Annotated in this window: 14 protein-coding genes; 12 read left to right on the top strand and 2 right to left on the bottom strand. The window is 47.5% G+C overall.

The features are described from left to right. Nucleotides 1–73: 73 nt before the first annotated feature. Entirely contained in the window at nucleotides 74–943 is an 870-nt protein-coding gene (locus ACQSGY_RS04140) for a helix-turn-helix domain-containing protein (RefSeq protein ID WP_427050780.1), read from the bottom strand. Nucleotides 944–1029: 86 nt separating this feature from the next. Between ACQSGY_RS04140 and ACQSGY_RS04135 the strand changes: the two genes are divergently transcribed. Beyond that, a complete protein-coding gene (locus tag ACQSGY_RS04135; RefSeq protein WP_427050779.1) occupies nucleotides 1030–2487 on the top strand; it encodes an alpha-L-fucosidase in 1458 nt (485 codons plus the stop codon). A gap of 721 nt (nucleotides 2488–3208) precedes the next feature. Further along, on the top strand, nucleotides 3209–8530 hold the full coding sequence (locus tag ACQSGY_RS04130; RefSeq protein ID WP_427050778.1) for a S8 family serine peptidase: 5322 nt from the start codon (nucleotides 3209–3211) through the stop codon (nucleotides 8528–8530). Between the two features lie 424 nt (nucleotides 8531–8954). Here ACQSGY_RS04130 and ACQSGY_RS04125 read toward each other — a convergent pair whose 3' ends face one another. Next, the gene (locus ACQSGY_RS04125) at nucleotides 8955–9338 is read right to left on the bottom strand and encodes a hypothetical protein (protein ID WP_427050777.1); all 384 of its coding nucleotides are present in this window, start codon (nucleotides 9336–9338) and stop codon (nucleotides 8955–8957) included. Between the two features lie 1033 nt (nucleotides 9339–10371). On the opposite strand from ACQSGY_RS04125, the gene ACQSGY_RS04120 reads away from it, so the two are divergent. The 10 genes from ACQSGY_RS04120 (at nucleotide 10372) to ACQSGY_RS04075 (ending at nucleotide 23666) form a co-directional block, all read left to right on the top strand. Further along, entirely contained in the window at nucleotides 10372–11559 is a 1188-nt protein-coding gene (locus tag ACQSGY_RS04120; RefSeq protein WP_427050776.1) for a GntR family transcriptional regulator, read from the top strand. Between the two features lie 269 nt (nucleotides 11560–11828). Then, nucleotides 11829–13130 carry a glycoside hydrolase family 125 protein gene (locus tag ACQSGY_RS04115; RefSeq protein ID WP_427050775.1) on the top strand — a complete coding sequence of 434 codons (1302 nt, stop codon included), beginning with the start codon at nucleotides 11829–11831 and terminating at the stop codon, nucleotides 13128–13130. 131 nt (nucleotides 13131–13261) lie between these two features. Continuing rightward, nucleotides 13262–14641, top strand: a complete 1380-nt coding sequence (locus tag ACQSGY_RS04110) for an extracellular solute-binding protein (RefSeq protein WP_427050774.1) — start codon at nucleotides 13262–13264, stop codon at nucleotides 14639–14641. 68 nt (nucleotides 14642–14709) lie between these two features. Then, nucleotides 14710–15576, top strand: coding sequence for a carbohydrate ABC transporter permease (locus ACQSGY_RS04105; RefSeq protein ID WP_216513797.1), 867 nt, complete (start codon nucleotides 14710–14712; stop codon nucleotides 15574–15576). 22 nt (nucleotides 15577–15598) lie between these two features. Continuing rightward, the gene (locus ACQSGY_RS04100; RefSeq protein WP_111273418.1) at nucleotides 15599–16423 is read left to right on the top strand and encodes a carbohydrate ABC transporter permease; all 825 of its coding nucleotides are present in this window, start codon (nucleotides 15599–15601) and stop codon (nucleotides 16421–16423) included. Between the two features lie 12 nt (nucleotides 16424–16435). Further along, nucleotides 16436–19219, top strand: coding sequence for an alpha-mannosidase (locus ACQSGY_RS04095; RefSeq protein WP_427050773.1), 2784 nt, complete (start codon nucleotides 16436–16438; stop codon nucleotides 19217–19219). Nucleotides 19220–19495: 276 nt separating this feature from the next. Then, nucleotides 19496–20509: a Gfo/Idh/MocA family protein gene (locus ACQSGY_RS04090; RefSeq protein ID WP_427050772.1), complete on the top strand. Its 1014-nt coding sequence runs from the start codon at nucleotides 19496–19498 to the stop codon at nucleotides 20507–20509. A 224-nt stretch (nucleotides 20510–20733) separates the two neighbouring features. Further along, a complete protein-coding gene (locus tag ACQSGY_RS04085; RefSeq protein ID WP_427050771.1) occupies nucleotides 20734–21660 on the top strand; it encodes an AraC family transcriptional regulator in 927 nt (308 codons plus the stop codon). A 52-nt stretch (nucleotides 21661–21712) separates the two neighbouring features. Beyond that, nucleotides 21713–22798 carry a Gfo/Idh/MocA family protein gene (locus tag ACQSGY_RS04080; protein WP_427050770.1) on the top strand — a complete coding sequence of 362 codons (1086 nt, stop codon included), beginning with the start codon at nucleotides 21713–21715 and terminating at the stop codon, nucleotides 22796–22798. Between the two features lie 154 nt (nucleotides 22799–22952). Then, nucleotides 22953–23666 carry a glycosyltransferase gene (locus tag ACQSGY_RS04075; protein ID WP_427050769.1) on the top strand — a complete coding sequence of 238 codons (714 nt, stop codon included), beginning with the start codon at nucleotides 22953–22955 and terminating at the stop codon, nucleotides 23664–23666. Nucleotides 23667–23895: the final 229 nt, after the last annotated feature.

The following is a 23895-nucleotide window of genomic DNA, read 5'->3' as shown; positions in this document are numbered from 1 at the left end:
GTGAGTTACATCTCCAGTTTAATCCATAATTGAAACGAAAGGGAAGAATTTTGTATAATAAAATCATTTTATTTCACGTAGCAGTGTTAACTGTCATTTGCTTGCGGTATTCGGTCGGATTCAACCCGGTATGTTTCTTAAACTGTCTGGAAAAGTAATAAGAATCGCTGAATCCGAGATTATCGGCTATATGAGTCATGGTCAGAGAGGTGCAGCGAAGCATCTCTTTGGCTTTATCTATTTTTTTGCTGGTAATGTAATGTATAGGCGGCATGCCGACCTGCTGTTTGAAAAAACGAATGAAATAGTTCGGATGCATATGCAGCATCTGAGCCAAATCCTGAACCGACATGTTATCTTCGATATTGGTGTCGATATAGGTGAGCACGGTCGAAAGCTTTTCTACTACGGGCACGTTCAAATATGTGATCCGCTCCAGATCGAGGCTCATGATGTAATAGGAGAGCAGCTCCGTCAGTTTGCTTTTGGCCATCATATGAGCATAAACCTCGCCTGAATTCGCATACGCCAGCACGCTTTTGAACGTGTCCTCGAACAGTGCAGGCTGATTCACCTCTACAAAATGCGGGAACCTGAGAATCTGAAACAGATTAATGCCTCCAACCTTGGCCGAAAAATGACACCAGTATTTGAGGAAAGGCTCATCACTGATCGAGGAATAAGACTGCTTCACCCCCTCTGGCATCAGAAAGAGCTGCCCGGGCTTGGGATAGTACTCCTGATCGCCGATCTTGAGCCAGCCTTCACCCTCGCAGATCCAGTATAACTTGCTATAGTCCGGCGTATAGTCAAGATCCTTCCAATCCGGTCCGCAGCGGTTGTAGTTCACCATAAACAGTTCAACCTGAAGGTTGGATAAGTAATTGGCAAGCAGCGTTTGATGATGCATGAGCACCTCTCCCTGAAGGTTATTATCGTCCATCTAATGGTTAATGTTCTGCATTCGCATCACCATCCCGTCACACTACAATACAGATGTAGCCAATAAGGGAAGGATGAGAACAGCACATGAATAAAAACGAATATTTACAGCATATTGAGACCAACATTGCCAGCGGTAAATTCAAGGATAACTGGACCTCACTTCGTCAATTTGGCGTTCCTGATTGGTATCAAAAAGCGAAATTCGGCATTTTCATCCATTGGGGTGTGTATTCCGTGCCGGCTTATGATAGTGAGTGGTATTCACGCAATATGTATATACAAGGGTCCAAGGCCTATGAACACCATCTTGCAACGTATGGAAAACATCGCGATTTTGGTTATAAGGACTTTATTCCAATGTTCCAGGCAGAAAAGTTTGATGCCGATGAATGGGCGACCCTGTTCAAACAAGCAGGTGCAAGATACGTTATGCCTGTCGCAGAGCACCATGACGGTTTCCAGATGTACAAGAGCTCTATCTCTCACTATAACACATATGAAATGGGACCCAAACGGGATCTGCTTGGGGAGATGAAGGAGGCGTATGAGAAGCAGGGACTGACCTTCTGTGTATCCTCACACCGGGCGGAGCACTGGTTCTTTATGTCCCACGGAAAAGAATTTGAATCAGACATTCAGGAGCCGATGCAGCGTGGCGATTTCTACTGGCCGGCGATGCCGGAGCCGGAGCATCAAGACTTGTACGGCTCGCCGCCTTCGCAAGAGTATCTGGAGGACTGGCTCATTCGATGCTGTGAGCTGGTGGATGAGTATCAGCCAAGCATTTTTTACTTTGACTGGTGGATTCAAAATGCTGCCTTCAAGCCATACCTCAAAAAATTTGCGGCTTATTACTATAACAAAGGCGAGGAATGGGGGATTCCCGTTGCTATCAATTACAAGCATGAGGCATTTATGTTTGGCACAGCCGTTCCTGATGTGGAGCGAGGGCAGTTCGCGGAACTCAAGCCTTATTTTTGGCAAACCGATACAGCCGTTGCGCGAAATTCCTGGTGTTATACCGAAAATAATCACTATAAAACAGCTGAAGAGATTATACGGGATCTCGTGGATATCGTAAGTAAAAATGGAAGCCTGCTGCTGAATGTTGGTCCGAAAGCAGACGGAACGATACCGGAAGAGGATCAGGACATTTTGCTAAGCATCGGTAAATGGCTGGATATCAACGGCGAAGCGATCTACGATACCTCGTTCTGGCGTACCTATGGCGAAGGACCGACAGAGGTGAAGGAAGGGCAGTTTACGGATGGAGATACAAAGGCTTTTACGAGTGAGGATATTCGTTTTACAGTAAAAGACCATTATCTGTATGCAACGGTTCTGGTTTACCCGGACAACGGCGTTGTTCATATTAAAGCGCTGAAGGAAGGCTCTGCTCATTTTCACGGGATCATTCAACAGGTTCAGATTCTTGGGTATGAGGATCAGCCGCACTGGGAGAGAAATGAAGAAGCACTGACCATTACTGCAGCGGGTGTGAAGTCCAGTGCTCCGGTTGTGTTCAAAATTGAGCTGGATTAAAGGCAAGAGTGAATATTGGAGTATTGAGTACGATGAGGATCGGCGGATGAGCCGGTTCTTTTTTTCGTTCCACAGGTCCAAAGATAATAGATATTCAGACATAGCTTAAAAAGGGGGAGGCTCTATAAATCTTTCGTATATGCGAAAGTGGCGGGCTTGAATCTTGGTGAAAATAGGTATTTGAAAGCATGATATAGACTTATTTTCTATTTTTTTCAAGAAAGTACTTGTGCATATCAATCTTTAAATCTATACTATACCAATAAAATCCAATTTAGAGTTAAAATTAACTTTTATAGGTAATTGTCGACGTATTCGCCTGACCAACCCGTTATGTTTACCCGGATTTACTCACCACTTCTTGGCAAGCGTTCTGCTAACGCTCCTGAATATCCTCCAAAAGAATGCTTACAGACACTCCATTCACCTTTCACGAACCTTGCATAAGCCTGAGAGACTCCGACATGTTGATCCGCATGTATTCAATTTTTTATAAGCTTACTGTAACCTGCTTTTGACCATTGGACAATTAAAAGTGTTAGCGTTCCTTATTTTCCTTAACCGAAATTGTAAAGGAGGTGAGGCTGTATGTGACATCAACATCAGATGCGGAACATGATTTTCAGACATTTTGCTGTGTAATCATCTTGTGTGTTCATTCACAGAGAAGGGTAGCTGTACTAGAGCAAATGACAAAACCGGGTAAAGGGAGTGGAAAAGTTTGATAAAGTTAAAAAAATTACGTAAGCCCGTCTCTATGGGACTGTCGCTTCTCCTTGCATTTTCAATTGTACAACCGGTTGCTGCACAAGACAGAAGCTCCTCCAGCAAGGATATGAAGTCCAGTCTGGCCGAGGTTTCAACCTCCAAAGTGAATGCGAAGTTAACCAAAGAATTCGAGGGCAGCGAATATGTCACCTATCTTGTCAAAATGAAGGAGCAGGTGGATACCGCGGCTGTATCCAAACAAGCGATGCAGAAAGCTTCGATTGCCAAAGAAACCCCTGCGGCAACCAAGCTGTCTGTACGTAATTCCGTGGTCAGCTCACTGCGCGAAACGGCCTCACGGACACAATATTCCATTGAACACTATCTCGATAAGGAAGTAAATTCAGGCAAAGTTAAAGAATATAAAAGCTATTTCATCGTGAATTCTCTCGCGGTTACGAGTACCAAAGAAGTGATGGAGCAGATTGCGCTGCTGCCAGAGGTAGAGAAAATCCTGCCAAATGAAACGCGATATCTGCAAAAGGCAGAAGTCGGCAAGCAGTCTGAGAATCAGACTTCAGCTGCTGCTTCATCGAAGGGTGCGGCACAATCCCCGGCGAAGGAGCCTGCGGTCGAGGACACAGATGTCAAAGAATCGGCTGCACAGTCCGCTGCAGTCAAAGAAGCCGACTCCAAAGTGAAGAAGCAGACGGAAAATGTAGAATGGAACATTGACTACATCAATGCACCTGCGGTATGGGAGAGAGGCATTGACGGAACAGGCATCGTTGTTGCCAATCTGGACAGCGGGGTGGATTACACTCATCCTGCATTGCGCAGCAAGTGGCGCGGACTGGACGCTTCCGGCAATATTGTTGATCCTGAGCTAAGCTGGTACGATCCGCACAGCGGCGCTGCACTTCCTGCTGATGCGGATGGACACGGAACTCACACGATGGGAACGATGGTAGGTTCTGAAGCGGATGGAACGAACCAAATCGGGGTTGCGCCCGGCGCCAAGTGGATCGGGGTACGTATTTTCAATCCAGAGACCACGGATGCAATTATTCTCGATGGCGGTCAATGGCTGATTGCTCCAGTCGATGCTGAAGGCAATCTGCATCCCGAACTCGCACCAGACGTTGTGAACAATTCATGGGGCGGTGGACCAGGTCTCGATGAATGGTTTCGTCCCATGGTTCAGGCTTGGCGTGATGCCCAGATTTTCCCTGAATTCTCTGCGGGCAACGTAAATTTGACGAATCCGGGCGGGCCCGGTTCGGTAGCCAACCCTGCAAACTATCCTGAGAGCTTTGCTACAGGGGCAACGGATATTAACGGGAATCTGGCCTCCTTCTCATTGCTGGGTCCATCCCCGTATGAAGAGATTAAACCGGAGGTATCCGCCCCTGGAGTGAACATTCGTTCGTCCGTGCCGGGAGGTACATATGAAGGTGGATGGAACGGCACATCCATGGCAGGGCCGCATACGACGGCACTTGCTGCACTGCTGCTTCAAGCGAACCACTCGCTTAATGTGGATCAGCTGGAGCAGATTATAATGGATACAGCTACACCGCGAACCGACAGCCAGTATCCGGTATCCCCGAACAACGGTTACGGATATGGAATTATCAATGCGCTGGATGCTGTTGGTTCGGTTCTTGAAGGAATCGGCACCGTATCGGGAAGAGTGGTTACTGCCGGAGATGATCTGGAGGAGCCGGTGCTGCAGCATACGCCTGTTAACTCCGCATTTACGGGTCTCGATATTCCACTTACAGCCCATGTCACAGATAATGTTGCGGTTGTGTCGGTAGAAGCCTTTGCCAGAACGAAAGGCACGAAGCAATACATTTATCTGCCGATGAACCGGATTGAGGGAGATAGCAAGGATGGCACTTATACGGCTACGATTCCTGCTTTTCTGATTGAGCCGGCGGGCGTAGAATATTATATTCGCGTGAATGATTATGGCAATAACGGTTTTGAAAGCGAAGTATACAGCGTTGCTGTCTCAAACGGTGTACAGCCTGGATATTTGCAGGACTTTGAAGAGGATCAGCTTGGTTTTACTACCGGGGGAACAGGAAGCACCTGGGTATGGGGGGCACCTGTGAGCGGGCCGCGGGCGGCTTATTCCGGAGAGAAGGTCATTGCAACGAATCTGCAGGGCACATATCTGCCAAATAGCAATGCTTTCTTGACTCCGCCGCCGATCGACCTGACCGAAAGTCCTGAAGGTGCTTTGTTAACCTTCAAGCATTGGTACGATCTGGAGAACAATCTCGACTTCGGTAAGGTCTATATTGCTTCCGAGGATAATGATTATGTTTTTGAAGAGCTGCTTAGCTATACAGGCGCAAGCGGTGAGTGGAAAACACAATATATCGATTTGCGTCCTTACGCCGGTCAGCAGGTGTTTATCCAGTTTAATCTGACTAGCGATGGCTCTATACAGAAGGCTGGCTGGTATATTGATGACTTTGAGGTGCAGGAATTGGACGCTATTGCTCCCGAAGCGCCTTCAGCACTTACTGCAACGTCGGATATTCTGGGCAACGTTACGCTGAACTGGACAGGTTCGCAAGATGAGGATCTGGAGTCCTATGTGATCTATCGTTCTGAAACGGCAGGTTCTTATGCTGAGCCGCTAGGTGTCGTGAGAAATACAACGTATATTGACACGACGACAGCATCAGACAAAACGTATTATTACACCGTAGCAGCGCTTGATTATAGCGGCAATGAAAGTGAAAAATCCAATGAAGTATCCATCCAGGTGGAAGTTCCTGAGGACATCTATATCGACTCGTTTGACGGGAACGATGACAATGGCTGGACACATTCAGGAACGAAGGATGAGTGGGAGCGGGGTGTTCCGTTAACCGGCCCTCTGAGTGCTGTATCCCCGCCTAATGTTTGGGCGACCGATCTGGATAACACCTATGAGAATGGCTCCAACTACTCCCTTGTATCCCCGATTATTGATCTGACGGATGTATCCAGCGCAACGCTGACGTTTAATCACTGGTACGAGATCGAAAGCGGGTATGATTTCGGCTATGTCGAAGCAACGAAAGATGGAGGTACAACCTGGACGGAGCTCGGCAAGTTCTCCCATAGCACCAATGGAAAGCAATGGACGCCTGTTTTCTATGAGCTGGGTGCTTTGACTGGACATGAAGTTCAATTCCGTTTCCGCTTGACCTCGGATAACAGTGTTGTGAGAACAGGCTGGTTTATTGATGATTTCCGGGTGCTGGGAGCAACAACGGAGGCTGTGACAGCGGATGATGCTGTTGTGCTCGCTACCGACAAGCCTAAACCGTCCTATGAGAACCCGTGGTACAAAATTACACGAACAGATAAAGCGGAATTCAACAAAACCAAGGCTCAGGAGCCAGCGGTTGAAAAACCGGGAACAGGCTCGGTACAGCCGCAGAGTCTGCCGGCAAGCGCAACCGTTACTGTGTTAGAAACCGGGCGTTCTGTGAAAACCGATTCGTCCACAGGCAAGTACAGCTTCACACATGTTGCCGGAGATTATACGTTAAAGGCTGAAGCGTACGGGTACTATCCGCAAACGAAAACAGTGACGATCACGGATGGCAGCGGGGCCAAGGCCAACTTTAATCTGGAAGAAATCCCTTATGGGGAAGTCAAAGGCATTGTGAAGGATGAGCGTACAGGACAGCCTGTAGCTGACGCTTCGGTGCTTGTGATTGAAGATGCCAACGTTGCAGAGGTTCGTACTGGAGCAGATGGGCGGTTTGCGATTCAGCTGCTGGAAGGAGATTATACATTATCCGTTCGCGCAAAAGATTACTACAGCCAAAAGGTTACTGTAACCGTACCTGGCAACGGCACAGCAGAGAAGGAAATCGCCTTGAAGCCGTTCATCGGTTTCCCGGGTGAAATTGCTTATGATGACGGATCAGCCGAGAATGCAAGAGCATTCAATGCTGCTAATAATGCCTGGGCTGTTCGCATGACTCCTGAGATGGAGACAGCACAAGTTACAGGAGCCTCGTTCCGATTCTGGAATACAGAATGGCCTGTACCTGGTGGTACAGCTTTCAAATATGCTGTGTATGATGCAACAGGAGCAGCTGGAGCACCAGGCCAATTGCTGGCCGGTCCGTTTGATGGTACCGCGCTGCGTAATGATCAATGGACTACGGTGGAGTTCCCTGACCCGATTGTTGTGACAGGTGACTTCTACATTGTCTATATCCAGACCTTGGCGGGTACAAGCGCACCTGGTCTGGCTACGGATGAAGATGGTGAATATGCAGCTCGGAGCTGGCAGCGTGTAAGTGGTGCGTGGAGTGCATCGCCTGCTGAAGAGGGCAATTACATGATTCGTGCGGTTGTTAAATATCCGGTCAATGCCCCGGTGCTTACGCAGCCAGTGAATACGTACACGAATCAGTCCACTTATACGATCTCGGGAACATCTCCTGCTTCCGGGGCGCAGATCAAGTTTTATAATGGCAAAAATGCCGCAGGAACGACAACCGTGAATAATGGCAAATTTTCAGCTGGAGTGAAGCTGCAGGCAGGGGTTAATGTCATTACAGCAGAAGCGATCATTGATGGCAAAGCAACAGATCGGTCGCTGCCGGTAATCCTTATTCTCGATCAGACCAAACCGCAGCTGACGATTGTCAGTCCCGCGGAAGGAAGTCGGATCAATACCGAAGTGGTTCATGTGACAGGCAGTGTTGTCGAAACCTTCCTTGACAAGGTCACCGTTAATGGCCAGACCGTACAAGTGGACAGAGACAAAAAGTTCAGTCATCGGGTATTGGTGAATGAGGGTGAGAATGTAATTACAATTACAGCAACCGATCTTGCAGGAAATAAAACGACGGAAACACGTACCGTATTCGTTGAGACGGAAGCGCCGGAATTGAGGGATATTACACCTGCGGAGGACGTAAATATTACATCAGGAGAAAGTGTTACCGTTTCGTTCAAAAGTAAGCCTGGACTGCAAGCTTCGTTCCGAATTCAGCTGCCGCTGAATCTGAACACAGAAGCTGCGGGGGAAGTCCCGCTCGTGGAAACGGAGCCAGGATTGTACTCAGGCACATATACAGCACCTTCATCTCTTGTGCTTGAAGGCGGAATCATTGTGATTCGTGCGCAGGATGAAGCTGGAAACAAAGTCGAGACTCAAGCGGCGGGACGTTTGTTCGTTAGTGCGCCGCAAGGAGTAGAACCGGGACAAGGGACGCCTGCTGTAGAAGAAGAAACGGGAAGCGAGACTGGGACAGTGCCAGCGGATACGAATTCAGATACACGTCCTGCTGACAGCTTGGAGTCCTGAACGAATCAGCGTACATGTGAACGTTCGGAACAAGAAGAATATGCAGCACGCTGCTGAAAAATTGAATCGGTGATGGATAGCTACAGCAGCATTAAACGGGCTCCCTGGAAATAGGGGGCCCGTTTTTTAATGGAACGATGAGGTGTTACGAATACAAACCATTATGACGTCTATGCTTAAAATAGTCAGCTATCTCGGTTGCGACAATAAGCTTCACATTCACAGGAGGATTGCATTTAGCATGCAGGTTCACAGAGCCTTTGACGTGTCTTTATACTCCATTTTGGCATGCTTTGAAACACGGCGCGTAGTTACATGCGCTGACTCTGAACGAAATATCACTGCTAGTTTGGCCCCAAAAGCAAAAGGCTGTCTCAAGCCATTTATGACTTTGAGACAGCCTATTTTGATCAGTTACGTATACTCAATAATGAGAATCACCAATATATGTATCATGCATATACCAGTTACCTGTTCCAGTAAAACGAACTTCGATGTGTCCCGCATAGTTACCAATAAGCTTGATGTAGCTATAATTTGCATTGGCAATCAGATCCCATGCTTTGTTGTCAATCTTGTAAGCTTTTTTCTGTGTGATTTCACCTACCCAACCAATACCTCCAGATGCATTTGCACTAATTGGGTTTTGTACAGATTTAATTTCATTGGTTTTGTCATCGTATGAGTATGATGCCGAAACAGATATATCATATAGTTTTACTCCAAGCGCATTGACCCTGTAATATCCTGTATGAATATGATATATTAAGTCAATAATTTGCTTTGAAGGCGGTGTTGAAGATATCAAATCTTATTATAAATGTTTTTAAGATTATATTATTTCTAGTTATTCTATTGTGTGCTCTGCATTTTTCTATACGTTATCAAATATATTTAACTACTGAGTATCCAAACAGTAGCTTTATAAGGCTTGTGAATCCAATGTTACCTCTTTGTGTTCTTGGATTTTTGGTTGGATTATATCCAGCATTTTTACCATTGCCAAAAAAAAATACGCGACTCCCTTCAAACAGAGTTCTGCTAAATTTGAGCGCGATAACAATATCTTTATCGATGATATTTATTTTGATAGCACTTTACTCAAACCTTTACATTTTTAGTTTAATTGTTGGGGTTATTTCATATTTTCTCTGGGGAAATCTCGGATATACTTTTTCAAAGAGAATCTATATTTCTAAATAACATAGCAGATACAGTATCCAAAACAATCTACAGTCTTGAATTCTCTTAATACATGTTAACAAAGCAATGTATTAAGTTTAGCCCAAACACAAAACTCAGAGTAACAATGGAATCTGAACCGAACGGTATGGGAAAAGTCCTGTGCCGTTTCTTTTTTGTCTAAGCCCCAAAACGTACAGCAAACAGGGCGTAGGAAATGTCTGCACAGATGGACAGCTAACGAGGTTGGTTGATCTTGGTACACATTTGCTAAATAAGCATTCCATGTTAGATTCTATATAAGTTGAACTATTCATTTACACGTGAACGGAGAGGATAGAAAAAACCTGAAAAAGCGAAGCGGTCGCCTAAAAGCTTTCTGAAAGAAAGCTGCTTCAGAAGCATACGCTTTCACCGGATTTTCCCTTTTGGAAAAGGGGATCGAAAAAATCTGGGGATAACCGCTACTCTCCAGGTTATTCTGTCATCGGAGTGGACTGTGTAAATTCTTTAGCTCAACTTAGATCGAGCTCAAGTGAATAAGCTATTCCAAGAATAAAAGTACGTGTACATACAATAATATTGATCTTTCCTTCACTTTAATGATATAACATGATATATTACGATATAAGACTTATGCAGTTAAGGTGTTTATGGAGGTGCTTGTATTGGGGAAAGACTCGGCTTCCAAGCCGATGTATGAACAGATCTTTGAATCGTTGCGAGAACGAATACAGCTGCAGCAATATAAAGTTGGTGATCGTGTTCCATCGGAAAAAGAGTTATGTGACGAGTTTGGCGTAAGCCGGATTACGACGAAGAAAGCGCTGGAGATGCTGGCGAATGAGCAACTGATTGTTCGGCAGCCTGGACGTGGTTCTTTTGTGGCGGATACAGCTGTCACCTTGGATGGACTTGGGCGTAGTGCTTCACCGATGACCGGAAAAGAGCAGAATCGCAAGCTGCTGATCGGTCTGGTCATCACCAATTTCAGTGATATGTACGGTACGGAGCTGTTGTACGGGATGGAGGAAGCTTCGCGGCAGCATGACAGCTTTCTGGTGCTCAGGCGTTCCTTTGGTATACCCGAGCAGGAGGAGCAATGCATTCGTGAACTGCTGGAGCTTGGGGTAGACGGTATGATTATTTTCCCGGCGCAGGGGGAGTATTTCAGCGACGAAATTTTGAAGCTGGTCGTTAGCAAGTTTCCGTTTGTGATGATCGATCGATATTTAAAGGGCATTCCAGCATCTTCGGTCAGCACAGACAATGCTGGAGCTGCGAGAGAAGGCACAACCTATTTGTTTGAACTGGGGCATCAGCACATCGCTTTTCTGACGCAGCCTCCAGTGAATACGACAACGATTGAGGAACGGATTGAAGGGTTTATTGAAGCCCATAATGATCAAGGCGTGCTGGTGAATCGCGAGCTGTGGGTAGAGTCTATTCTGTCATCCTTGCCTAGTGAATTTGACCCTGAAGCCAAGGGACGTGACGTTCAGGCACTGGCTGCACATTTCAAGAAGTACCCGCAGATTACCGCTGTATTTGCAGCTGAGTATGACATTGCTTTACTTGCTTTGGAGGCCGCGGAGCAGATTGGCATACGCGTGCCCGAGCAGTTGTCTATCCTGTGCTTTGACAGTCCGCATACGGAGAGACACAGCCGAATTACGCATCTCAAGCAGAACCAGTTTGAAATGGGAGCACAGGCGTTTAACATGGTGCTGCAGCATATGCAGGGACAGGAATCAGGTGGTGTGAAGCGCATCACGTTGCCTGCGGCATTGGTAAAGGGGACATCAACAAGCAAGGTAAGGGAAAATACTGTATTTGAACCGAAATAACATGATTGATATGAGGGAAGGCCTTGGTGACAAGGTCTCTTTTTGTTGTACAGATTTAAGCCGGGTAAGGCTTTGTGTGCTCGTAAATTGGCAGTGGAAAGTAAGATGCATATGTTCAGATTACCTGTATTTACAAAAGTTAACATACCATTCAACTTGTTTCTCACTAAATAACATGATGATATATGAATAAATATATTGACATAACATTTAATTCGTTTTAGGATAATGAAAGCGGTTCATTATTTGGCTTTTACAAAGGAGGACCTATGGAGACAACGAGAAAAGAACAGGATATTTCTCCTTCCATTCAGCAGATGATCAATAAAGTAAAGGGTCACCTGCCGGATCATCCCAAGCTTGTGGAGATGTTCGGAAACTGCTTTACCAATACATTAACAACAACGATTCAGCGTAAGGAAGATGGTACGACTTTTGTCATTACCGGGGACATCCCGGCGATGTGGCTCAGGGATTCTGCCGCTCAGGTCAGACCCTATCTGATTCTTGCTTCCGAGGATCGGGAGCTGTCTGACATGATTGCCGGTCTGGTCGAAAGGCAGTTGAGGTACATTTTGCTGGACCCTTATGCAAACGCTTTTAACGAAACAGAGAGCGGCAACGGACATCAAACGGACCTTACGGAAATGAATGACTGGATCTGGGAACGGAAATATGAGATTGATTCCCTGGCGTATCCGATTCAGCTCAGTTACCTGCTCTGGAGAAACACAGGCAGAATCGATCAGTTTAATACGGTGTTCCGCGAAGCAGTAAGCCGGATTATAGCTTTATGGCAAGTGGAGCAGCATCATGAGACTCGTTCTCCTTATACATTCCAGCGTCTGGACGCACCGGAGACGGACACGCTGACCCGGGAGGGACGCGGGACAGAGACTGTGTATACGGGAATGACGTGGTCCGGTTTCCGTCCAAGTGACGACCGTTGTGAATATGGTTATCTGATTCCGTCCAATATGTTTGCGGTCGTGGCACTGCGATACGTGCAGGAGATTGCGCTGAAGGTACTGCAGGATAATGAAATGGCTGAAGCAGCTCGGAAGCTTGCGGAACAGATCGATGAGGGCATTCGAAAATACGGAATTGTGGAGCATCCCGAATATGGAATGATATACGCCTATGAAACCGATGGCCAAGGCAATTACAATTTGATGGATGATGCCAATGTGCCGAGTCTCCTGTCTCTGCCCTACCTCGGCTACGTTACGGAGGATGACGAGATCTATCAGAACACACGCCGGTTTATTTTGTCCAAAGCGAACCCGTATTTCTATGAAGGCTCGGCTGCTTCCGGTATAGGAAGTCCGCACACCCCGGAAGGGTATATCTGGCATATCGCATTATCCATGCAGGGGCTAACCTCTGGGGATATGCAGGAGAAGATGAATATGCTGGAGCTTATTCGGCAGACAGACGCGGGTACGGGACTGACACATGAAGGCTTCTCGGCCAATGATCCGCATGAGTATACACGCCCATGGTTTTCCTGGTCCAACATGTTATACAGCGAGCTTGTGATGGATTACTGCGGCTTCCGCATCAAGAAATAACCGTTAGGATGAACTAGTCGAGTTACTGTCATATAGACGAAAAGAGAAGTTGTAAAGCGGAGAGAAGAGGACCTGCGAGTATATCATATCGTTCGGAATTCAGATAATTCCGGGCAAGGGGAGACCGAGACATGAGAAAATTTTCAATGAAAATGCCAGTGGCAGCTGTAATGACTTCTTTGCTTATTCTGACAACTGCATGCTCAAGCGGCAGCTCTTCCACAGGTGCGTCCAGCGATGGCAAACAACAAGTGACCGTGTCATTCCGTTCCTCCGGGTCGGAGGATACACTAACGAAGTTTTTCAAGTCTGGACTGGTAGAGCAATTTGAGAAGGACAATCCCGACATTGAGATCAATATCGCGCCAGTGCTTGCAAGCGAAGGTGACTACACCTCCAAAATGGTATTACAGATGAAGTCGCCTGATACAGCGCCTGACGTTATTGCGGAGGATACTTCCATCCTTAAATCGGATGCAGCGGCAGGTTATCTGCAGCCTTTGGACGAGCAGGTGAAAGGATGGTCCGACTGGAACGGCAAGATCATTGATAACCTCAAGGCCGGAGTTACCGGGGAAGATGGCAAAGTTTACGGCATTCCGGCGACATCGGATACACGCGGCATCTGGTATAACAAAGAGCTGTTCCAGCAGGCCGGACTGCCTGTTCCTTTCAAGCCGGCAAACTGGGATGAGGTTCTTGAAGCAGCACGTACAATCAAGCAGAAGCTTCCGGGTGTAACACCGCTGAACCTCATTGTAGGCAAAGCAAACGGCGAAGGGGTTACGATGCAGACACTCGAAATGCTGCTGTACGGAACGGCCGACACCTTGTATGACGATGCAGCAAAGAAATGGATTGTGAACAGCCCTGGCTTGCTGGACTCATTCAAATTCATTGATCAAGTGTTCAATAAGGATAAAACAGGACCTACAATGCAAGTGGCGCTGAACGGACAAGCAGGAAGCATAGCGTTCCAGCAGCAATTTCCGCAAGGCAAGCTGGCGATGGCGGTAGACGGAAGCTGGGCTGGTTCAACCTGGGCGGAGAATGGCGCTGCTCCGATTCCGAATGTGGAGGATAAAATCGGATTTGCACCGTTCCCGACACAGAATGGTCAGGCGCCAGGAGCAACAACAATGTCGGGAGGCTGGGCGTGGTCTATTCCTGCCCAATCCAAAAACAAGGAAGCCGCCTGGAAGTTTATGGAGTTCCTGATGAATAAAGAAAATGCAACGGCACGTGTCGTAGCCGAAGGCAGCCTGAGTTCACGCAATGATTCAACAGAAGTGGCAGGTTATACGGTTCGTCCGTACACGAAGGAAGCACAGGAGCTGTTGAATGTGGCTCACTTCCGCCCAACGAATGATCAATATGCAGCGGTATCGGCACAGTTGCAGAGCATTGTGGAGAGCATCGCTTCGGGCAAATTGACGCCAGAAGATGCAATCAAGCAGTTTAAGGATAATGTCTCGCGTGCAGTTGGAGCAGAGCATATCGAAGAGAAATAATTACTTGCAATATAGTCGGAGGGGGAGCGAACAACTCCCCTTTTTCCGGTTCGAATGGAGAGTGACGTATGAAAAGAAAAGCCCCGGGAGCATTTCTGTTTCTGATGCCTTCCGTTACACTGCTGCTGGTGTTTTTTATCGTGCCGATTGTATTAACGATCTGTTTTGCTTTTACGAATATGGCTTTGACCGGTGCAGCAGCCAAAAGTCTGGAATTCGTAGGATTCCAGAACTTTGTAAACATGTTTCAGGACCCGGATTTTCGAATCAGCGTGTGGCGTACACTTGTATTTCTGATCTTTTCTGCGGTCATCGGTCAGGTCGTGCTCGGATTTATTCTTGCCCTGCTAATGAAGGAAAAAAATATAACGTTTCGCCGCATCATCGGCATTATCGTTATCGCTGGCTGGGTAACGCCCGAGATTGTTGTGGCGTTCTGTATGGTCGCTTTTTTCAGTGATAACGGCTCCTTGAATCAGATTCTGGGCTGGTTTGGCGTAAGTCCAATCTCCTGGCTGTTCAGCTTCCCGATGGTCAGTGTCATTATCGCCAACATCTGGCACGGAACGGCGTTTTCCATGATGGTATATCAGTCGGCTCTGGATGATATTCCCAAAGAAGTTGAAGAGGCCGCGATTATTGACGGCTCCACCGGATTTCAGATTATACGCCACATCACCGTTCCGATGGTGAAAGGCTCTATCGTGACAAATATGATGCTGGTTACACTGCAGACGCTGGGAGTATTTACTCTGATCTATACGATGACCGGGGGCGGCCCGGGCACGTCTACACAGACCCTGCCTATCTTTATGTATAATCAGGCGTTTGTAAACTATCAATTTGGCTACGGAACGGCGATATCCCTTGTGCTGCTGTTTATTGGCATTGTTGCAAGCCTGTTCTATATCCGCTCTATGAAAGTGAAAGTGTAACGATGAAGGAGGTGTGCTTATGATGGTCAAACACGGTCTGCAACGTAAAATACAGTACGGCATTCTGGTTTTCCTCGGCCTGTGCTTCTTGCTGCCGCTGCTCTGGATTATTCTCGCGTCCTTTGATCCCAATGCACAGCAAGGCATCAAGATGCCTGCAACCTGGACGCTGCAAAATTTCAAGGATGTACTTGGTGATGAAAGCAATCTGCGCTCGTTCGGTGTAGGTCTGATTCTGTCAGGAGGACAGGCTGTACTTGTAGTGGCTGTATCTGTTCTGGCGGCTTATCCGCTATCCCGTTACGAGATGCGGTTCAAGAAAAGCTTTTTGTTATCCATCTTGTTTATGACAGCCCTGCCCATTACTGCTGTGATGGTTCCCGTATTTCAGATGTTCCTGTTCTTCAAAATGCAGAACTCCATCCTGGCGACGATGCTGTTTCTGACAGCTTCTTCACTTCCTTATGGTATCTGGATGATGAAAAATTTCATGGATTCGGTTCCGATTGATCTGGAGGAATCCGCCTGGATTGACGGTGCGTCGGTCTGGAGAGGCTTGCGCAGTATTGTCGCTCCATTGATGCTGCCTGGCATTGCAACGATCGCCATCTTTACCTTTTCAGGCAGCTGGGGCAACTTTTTTGTACCGTATATACTGCTTCAGACTCCGGAGAAATTGCCTGCTTCCGTTACGATCTACCAATTCTTCGGCAGTCACGGCATGGTAGAGTACGGTAGACTTGCCGCTTTTTCGATGCTGTACACGATGCCTTCCGTTGTGCTTTATATCTTCTCCCAGCGTTATATGTCCAAAGGCTTCAGCATGGGCGGCGCAACAAAAGGATAGGAGGAAAAACAGATGACAAACCAAAAAACAGCACATCTGATCTCACACACTCACTGGGATCGGGAATGGTACATGCCTTATGAGCATCATCATGTGCTGCTGGTGGAGCTGATGGACAAACTGCTGGATACACTCGATCAGGACCCGGAATATCGTTATTTCCATCTGGATGGGCAGACGATTATCCGTGAGGATTACTTACAGGTGAGACCGGATCAGCAGGAGAGACTGGATCGTTATATTCGTGAGGGACGTATTAAATTTGGACCGTGGTATGTTTTGCAGGATGAGTTTCTGACGAGCAGTGAAGCCAATCTGAGAAATTTGCTTATCGGGCATCGGGATGCCAAACCTTTCGGGGTCATCTCTAAAACCGGTTATTTCCCCGATTCATTCGGTAATATGGGACAGGCTCCCCAGATTTTGCAGCAGGCAGACATTCAGAATGCAATCTTCGGGCGCGGCGTGAAGCCGACCGGATTCAACAACGCTGTTGTGGATGCAGAAGCGTATGAATCCCCGTATTCAGAGATGATCTGGCGTTCTCCGGACGGCTCGGAGGTGCTCGGTATTCTGTTTGCGAACTGGTACTGCAACGGAATGGAGGTTCCTGTGGACCCGGAGCAGGCCAAAGTGTATTGGGACAAAAATCTGCAGGATGCCGAAAAGTTTGCTTCGACACCACATCTGCTCTTCATGAACGGATGTGATCACCAGCCGATTCAGACGGATCTGCCTGCGGCTCTTCGTACCGCTTCCGAGCTGTATCCTGACGTGAAATTTATACATTCCAATTTTGATGATTATATTGAGGCGGTATCAAGGCACGTACCAGACAACCTGGCAAAGATTGAAGGGGAGCTTCGCAGTCAGCATACGGATGGATGGGGAACACTGGTGAATACAGCCTCTGCGCGGGTATATCTGAAGCAGCTAAACCAGCAAGGTCAGACGTTATTGGAAAAGGTAGCGGAGCCCCTTGCAGCCATGGCCCATGCTGCCGGGGTAAAGTCATACCCGTATCATCTGCTCACCCATGCCTGGAAGATGCTTATGCAGAATCATCCGCATGACAGCATCTGCGGCTGCAGTGTAGATGAGGTGCACCGCGAGATGGTTACCCGGTTTGCCAAGAGCAGGCAGCTGGCAGAGAAGCTGGTGTCCCAGACCGCTCAGGCGATTGGCGAATCCATTGATGTGCAGCAGAACGAGGCCTGGGGAGAGGATGCGGTGCTGTTCACCGTTCTGAACACAGCGGGGTGGACAAGAAACGGCATCATTGAACAGGAGCTTATTGTAGATAAGGCCTTTTTCCCGGAAGGACCAAATCCGCAGGCGCTTGCGCGCAAACTTGAAGAAGCCGCGCTGCCAGCATATCAGATCGTCGATTCAGAAGGCAATCTGTATGAAGCAGAGATTGTGGATCTCGGCGTTCACTTCGGTTATGAGCTTCCAAAAGACCGCTTCCGGCAGCCATATATGGCTCGTAAGGTCAAGGTGACCTTCCAGGCGAAGCAGGTTCCCGCTCTGGGGTTTCAGACCTATGGTCTGGTGCCAGCCTGGGAACAGGAAAGCCATTCGGTACCCGCCGTGCAAGCTGAAGGGAATGTGATGGAAAATCAATATCTGCATGTCACTGTAGAGGATAACGGAACGGTCACATTGCTGGATAAACGGTCTGGCAAGCAATATGATGGACTGAATGCCTATGAAAATACGGGTGATATCGGTAACGAGTATGTGTACCGCCAGCCAGAAGGGGAGCAGGCAATTACCACGGAGCATCTCAAGGCTGAGCTCCTTCTTGTGCAGCATTCACCATATCGTGCTGTTATCCAAAGTGTACTGCATTGGAACATTCCAGCCGGCGCAGATGAGCTGTTCGAGCAGGAGAAGCGCTATATGGTTCCGTTTACGGAGCGGAAGGCGCAGCGTGTTCAGCAGACGGTTCCCCTCAAGATCACAACCACGTATACACTGGAAGCTGGTAGCGATCTGCTCAAGGTGAGAACTGATTTTGATAATCAGGCTACGGATCATCGTCTGCGTGCACTGTTCCCGTCGGGCCTTGTGACCGATAGTCATTATGCCGATTCCATCTTTGAAGTCGCCAAACGTCCGAACGCTCCGGCGAAGGAGTGGGTGAATCCCAGCAATGCGCAGCACCAGCAGGCATTCGTATATGTGACGGATGGAAGCACAGGGCTGATGGCTGCGAGCAAAGGACTGAATGAATACGAGATTTTGCAGAATTCTTCGGGGAGTACCATTGCTGTCACTTTGCTTCGTGCTTCGTCCGAGCTGGGAGATTGGGGTGTATTTGAGACACCGGAAGCCCAATGCCAAGGCCCTCAGTCGGTGGAGTATGCGATTATTCCGTTTGCAGGAGATGCAGCGAAATCAGGTGCTTGTGCAAGCGCCTATATGTACCCTATACCTTGGACGACAGTACAGCTGGGAACACTTGCTCATAAATATGCGAAGGAAGCTCAGCCGGTAGACGGAATGAATGGAGAAGAATTGGCATTACCGCCTTGCAAACAGTGGCTTGACTGGAACAGCGAACGTTCAACACTCGCTTTCTCCACCTTCAAAATTGCAGAAGAAACGGGCGATGTTATTGCTCGCTGGTTTAACTTGACTGCTGATCCGGCCGAGCTGCAGGTGCAGACAGGTTTTGAGTGTACTGCCGCGTATGAGAGTGATGTACTTGAGCGGGTGAAGGATACACTGGAAGAGATGTCTCAGACGGTATCGGGGCATAAAATTGTTACACAAGGTTTTCGATTGCGTTAAGGCATTGAAGAGCAACCACAATTGCCAGAAGCTTGATGATCCAGACCATATGAGAAGCCGCCTATGTGCGGCTTTTTATATTATCTGAGTATCCGGCAATTGCTTTTATATATTAAGGGAATGGGATTTCGTGTATACACCTTTAGTTTCGTTTGAGCAAACAAGTGTCGCAATATTATATATTTATTGTCGTGAGTTTCGATTAAAAATAGCCGCATCATGTGATACCTTATAGATAAATGTCAGAATATTATATACTATGGAGGGAAGACATTCGTGACTATTCGTATAGGTAAAATCAGCTTGTGGCATGTTCATGCATGGGATTACATCAAACAAGTACAGGAGCATCAGGATACGGTTATGGCTGCCGTTTGGGATGAAGATGAAAAGCGTGGGCAGGAAGCGGCTGAGCGCCTGAACGTTCCTTTTTATGCATCCCTTGCCGATATGCTGGATCAGGATGACATTGATGCAGTGATCGTAGACGCACCAACAAGACTGCATGAAGAGGTTATTACAGCTGCCGCCAAGGCAGGCAAACATATTTTTACGGAAAAAGTTATTGCAGCTACACAAGCAGAAGCCAATATGATTCTGAAAGAGGTTCAGGCTAACCGGGTGAAAATGACCGTATCTTTGCCACGCCTCTACGCTGGCTATACAGCAATGATTCAGGAGGTGCTTGAACGCGGGCTGCTCGGACAAATTACGTATGTCAGAGTGCGGTTGTCTCACGATGGTGCAATATCAGACTGGCTGCCGCAGCATTTCTACAGTTTGCAGGATTGCCAGGGTGGAGCGTTGATTGATCTGGGCTGTCATCCGATGTACTTGACCCGATTGTTCCTGAATGAGGACATTACGGAGGTAAACGCCAGCTTTGGATATATTACAGGCAAAGAAGTCGAGGACAATGCGGTAGCAACGCTATCAACGGCATCGGGAGCGATTGGTGTAGTGGAGGCCGGGTTTGTAAACAGTCATTCGCCGTTTGTTATTGAGTTGCATGGTACACAGGGGACATTGCTGTACGGCACACCTGAGAATAAATTGCTAATTCGCACGAAAGAAGGGGAGAAGCAGTATAACGAATGGACAGAGCTTCCTGTTGCTGAAAGTGTGGAAAGCGCATTCAATCAATGGGTATCCCATATCCAGCAGGATACAGAAGCCATTGAAAACATTGAGATGGCGATGGAATTAACCCGCCTGATGGAAGCGGCGAATCGTTCAGCGAAGCAAGGCCGACGTATTGCTCTCGTAGAGCTGGAAAGCAATATAAATTGAATTATTTATTTACACGTTAACGAAGAGGACAGAAAAAACCTGAAAAAGCGGAGCGGTCGCCTTTATCACCGGATTTTCCCCTTTGGAAAAGGGAATCAAAAAAATCTGGGGATAACAGCGATTGGAAGGTTGTTCTGTCATCGGAGTGGATGTGTAAAATTTCCACTTCAACATATATAGATAAAAAAGGCTCGGTGTTAAGTAATGTTAAGGAGGAAGGCAGCTTGAGTCTGTATCCGTATGGGAAAATGCTTGACCGGCAGGATCTGCTGGAGCGGCTTGATATTACCGTGGTATGGGGACATTACGAAATTCGTGTGCTGCGTTTCCATCTGACAACGTTTCCAGCGGGACGTATAGTTGATTTTCATAACCATGCAGAATATGAATTCCATCTGATCCCCAGAGGTAAAGGCAAGGTGATTATTGATGATCAGACTCATGCGTTGTCTGAAGGCATGTTATATCTGACCGGGCCTGGCGTTGTTCATTATCAGGAGGCAGATGCGGAAGAGGACATGGATGAGTTGTGTCTTCACGTGGACATTGTGCACAAGCCGCGAGAGTATGTCGATCCTTGGGAAGCAGCCGAATCGGAGGAGACCATTGAAAAGCTGAGAACACTTCCGCATATTCCTGTTCAGGACTATCATCGTGCGATGACCTGTTTTCTTGAAGCCTATGAAGCATGTGATCATAAAATGGTCGGATATTATACCTCGATCAAGCAGCTGGTGGTCAGCATTCTGCTCAAAACTGTTCGCGCATATGATACCGGTGGTATCCGGGCTGAAGCACCTGTGCGGGACATGACGGCATATCGGTATGATTTTGCCGTGCAGTACATGGAAGCCAATCACGCTTCGGCTGTGACGCTGGAGCATGTCGCCGAGAAGCTACACATCAGCAGCCGTCAGCTGCAGCGTATTTTCTATCAGGTTCAGCCGGATATGCCATTCAGCCGTGTGCTGGAGGACATTCGTTTGCGGGCAGTGTGCAATAACTTGCAGGAGAGCAATGCTTCCATTGAGCAGATTGCGCTGGCCTCCGGCTTTAACAACGCCAATTATCTGCATGCCGTGTTTCGCAAGCGGCTCGGGATGACTCCGTCGGCTTTTCGCAAAATGAAACAACCCATTTCCATGAAGTAAAACAACCATTTTCATAAAATAAAACAACAATACCAAAGTGAGGGTGACTAGCATGAGTAAAGTATATCGCATTGGAATTATCGGCTGTGGCGGGATTGCGAATGGCAAGCATTTGCCGAGCCTGAGCAAGCTGGATAACGTTGAACTGGCTGCTTTCTGTGACATTGTCGAGGAGCGTGCAGTGGAGGCCAGGAAGCAATACGGTTCCGAAGGTGCAGACATATACACGGATTATCAGGAGCTGCTGAAGGATGCTTCGCTGGACATTGTGCATGTGCTGACACCGAACATTTCCCATGCGGAGATTTCGATCGCAGCGCTTGAGGCAGGCAAACATGTCATGTGTGAAAAACCGATGGCAAAGACGGCAGCAGAAGCGCAGCTTATGCTGGAAGCCGCAGAACGCACGGGGAAAAAGTTGACCATCGGATACAATAACCGCTTCCGTCAGGACAGTCTGTATCTGAAGCAGCTGTGTGATGCAGGCGAGCTTGGTTCGATTTATTTTGCCAAAGCCCATGCCATTCGCAGAAGAGCCGTGCCGACCTGGGGTGTGTTTCTGGATGAAGAGAAGCAGGGCGGCGGACCGTTGATTGACATTGGAACACATGCACTGGATTTGACATTATGGATGATGAATAATTATCAGCCAAAAGTGGTGCTCGGCACGACACATCACGAGCTTTCCCAAAGAGAAAATGCAGCCAATGCGTGGGGACCGTGGGACCCTCAGAAATTCTCGGTTGAGGATTCGGCTTTTGGCATGATTGTGATGGAAAACGGGGCAACCATCATGCTGGAATCCAGCTGGGCCTTGAACTCTCTCGATGTGGATGAGGCCAAATGCAGCCTGAGCGGTACAGAAGCGGGTGCGGATATGAAAAACGGACTTCGTATTAATGGCGAGAAGTTCAGCCGCCTGTACACAAACGAGATTGAGCTGAGCTCAGGCGGGGTAGATTTCTATGAAGGAGCTTCAGAAAATGCACCAGACATCGAGATGCGAAGATGGATCGAAGCGATCGACAAGGATATCGAGCCGGTGGTTACCCCTAAACAGGCCCTGGTGGTTTCCAAGATTCTGGAGGCCATCTACGAGTCTGCGCGTACAGGCAAAGCGGTTTATTTTGATAACTAAAATTTAATAACTGATACGTTTAACTCCCGAACCTCTATCCCTTTCACAAGGGAAGAGGTTTTTTTGTGCATTTTGTTAAAAAGTAGAGAAAGCAGTCTATACCGGGCAGGATGCGTGTACATAGGATGAGGGAAAACAAGCTGAAAGAGGGGATATGTTGAGCAGCCAGCTTTCTCATCCGGTGTCTATTGTTGTTTGTACCAATCGGCCGCAATTTCTCGATAACATCCTGCAAAACTATAGTCGTCAGCGTTATAAGGGGAAAGAACTGATTATTATTTTAAATCTGGACAGCATGGACATGCGTTTGGTTCAGAAAAAGATACGGAAATATACGCATGTTCACGTATACCGGGTACCGGAGAGGGTCTCGCTGGGGCAATGTTTGAATGCCGGAATAACCAGAGCCCGCTATTCACTGATAGCCAAAATGGATGATGACGACTATTACTCTCCTTACTATCTTGAAGAACAGGTGCATGCGCTCCGGCGAACTGGTAGTGATATTGTGGGCAAACACTCTTGTCTGGTTTATCTGGAGGCTTCACGAGTATTGCTGGTAAGATCTCCTGGCGAGGAAAACAAACCTGTGGAATTCGTACAAGGAGGCACCTTGTTGTTCCGTAAAAAGGTATTAAAGAGAGTTCGCTTCACCGACCGTTCGGTTGGAGAGGATGTAACGTTTCTCAGGCAATGCAGGAAGAGGGGATACAAGGCTTATGCGACCTCGCCATACAACTATGTGTATCTTCGCAGGCAGAACAAGGCAAGTCATACCTGGAGGGCGGAGGATCAGTTCTATCTTGAAGGCAGCAAGCGGCTTGCTGTGACCAGGAATTTCAAACCTTTTGCCAACAAAGAACCTTAGCAGATGGATATACATCTCTGACGAGCAGGTACGTTAAATCATTCGGTCAGTGTTTAATCAAAAGTGCTTAATCTAATGATAAAGAGGTTTTGCCTGGCGGCAGAGCGTCTTTTTTCTCTGTTTATCAGATATATCTCGGCATGAAGAGAGTGGATTAGGAGCAGGAAACGAATTAAATGTTGTTTTTTAGAAAAAAAGTATTGCATATCAGTTTAGTCGGAATTATATT

This window comes from Paenibacillus sp. TC-CSREp1, assembly GCF_050171015.1.
GTDB classification, from domain to species: domain Bacteria; phylum Bacillota; class Bacilli; order Paenibacillales; family Paenibacillaceae; genus Paenibacillus; species Paenibacillus silvae.
This window is presented reverse-complemented; position numbering and strand designations above follow the sequence as displayed.

Coding starts and splice junctions, on each gene's coding strand:
- ACQSGY_RS04140 (WP_427050780.1), bottom strand. CDS start 943: ATGGACGATAATAACCTTCAGGGAGAGGTGCTCATGCATCATCAAACG.
- ACQSGY_RS04135 (WP_427050779.1), top strand. CDS start 1,030: ATGAATAAAAACGAATATTTACAGCATATTGAGACCAACATTGCCAGC.
- ACQSGY_RS04115 (WP_427050775.1), top strand. CDS start 11,829: ATGGAGACAACGAGAAAAGAACAGGATATTTCTCCTTCCATTCAGCAG.
- ACQSGY_RS04110 (WP_427050774.1), top strand. CDS start 13,262: ATGAGAAAATTTTCAATGAAAATGCCAGTGGCAGCTGTAATGACTTCT.
- ACQSGY_RS04105 (WP_216513797.1), top strand. CDS start 14,710: ATGAAAAGAAAAGCCCCGGGAGCATTTCTGTTTCTGATGCCTTCCGTT.
- ACQSGY_RS04100 (WP_111273418.1), top strand. CDS start 15,599: ATGGTCAAACACGGTCTGCAACGTAAAATACAGTACGGCATTCTGGTT.
- ACQSGY_RS04095 (WP_427050773.1), top strand. CDS start 16,436: ATGACAAACCAAAAAACAGCACATCTGATCTCACACACTCACTGGGAT.
- ACQSGY_RS04080 (WP_427050770.1), top strand. CDS start 21,713: ATGAGTAAAGTATATCGCATTGGAATTATCGGCTGTGGCGGGATTGCG.
- ACQSGY_RS04075 (WP_427050769.1), top strand. CDS start 22,953: ATGTTGAGCAGCCAGCTTTCTCATCCGGTGTCTATTGTTGTTTGTACC.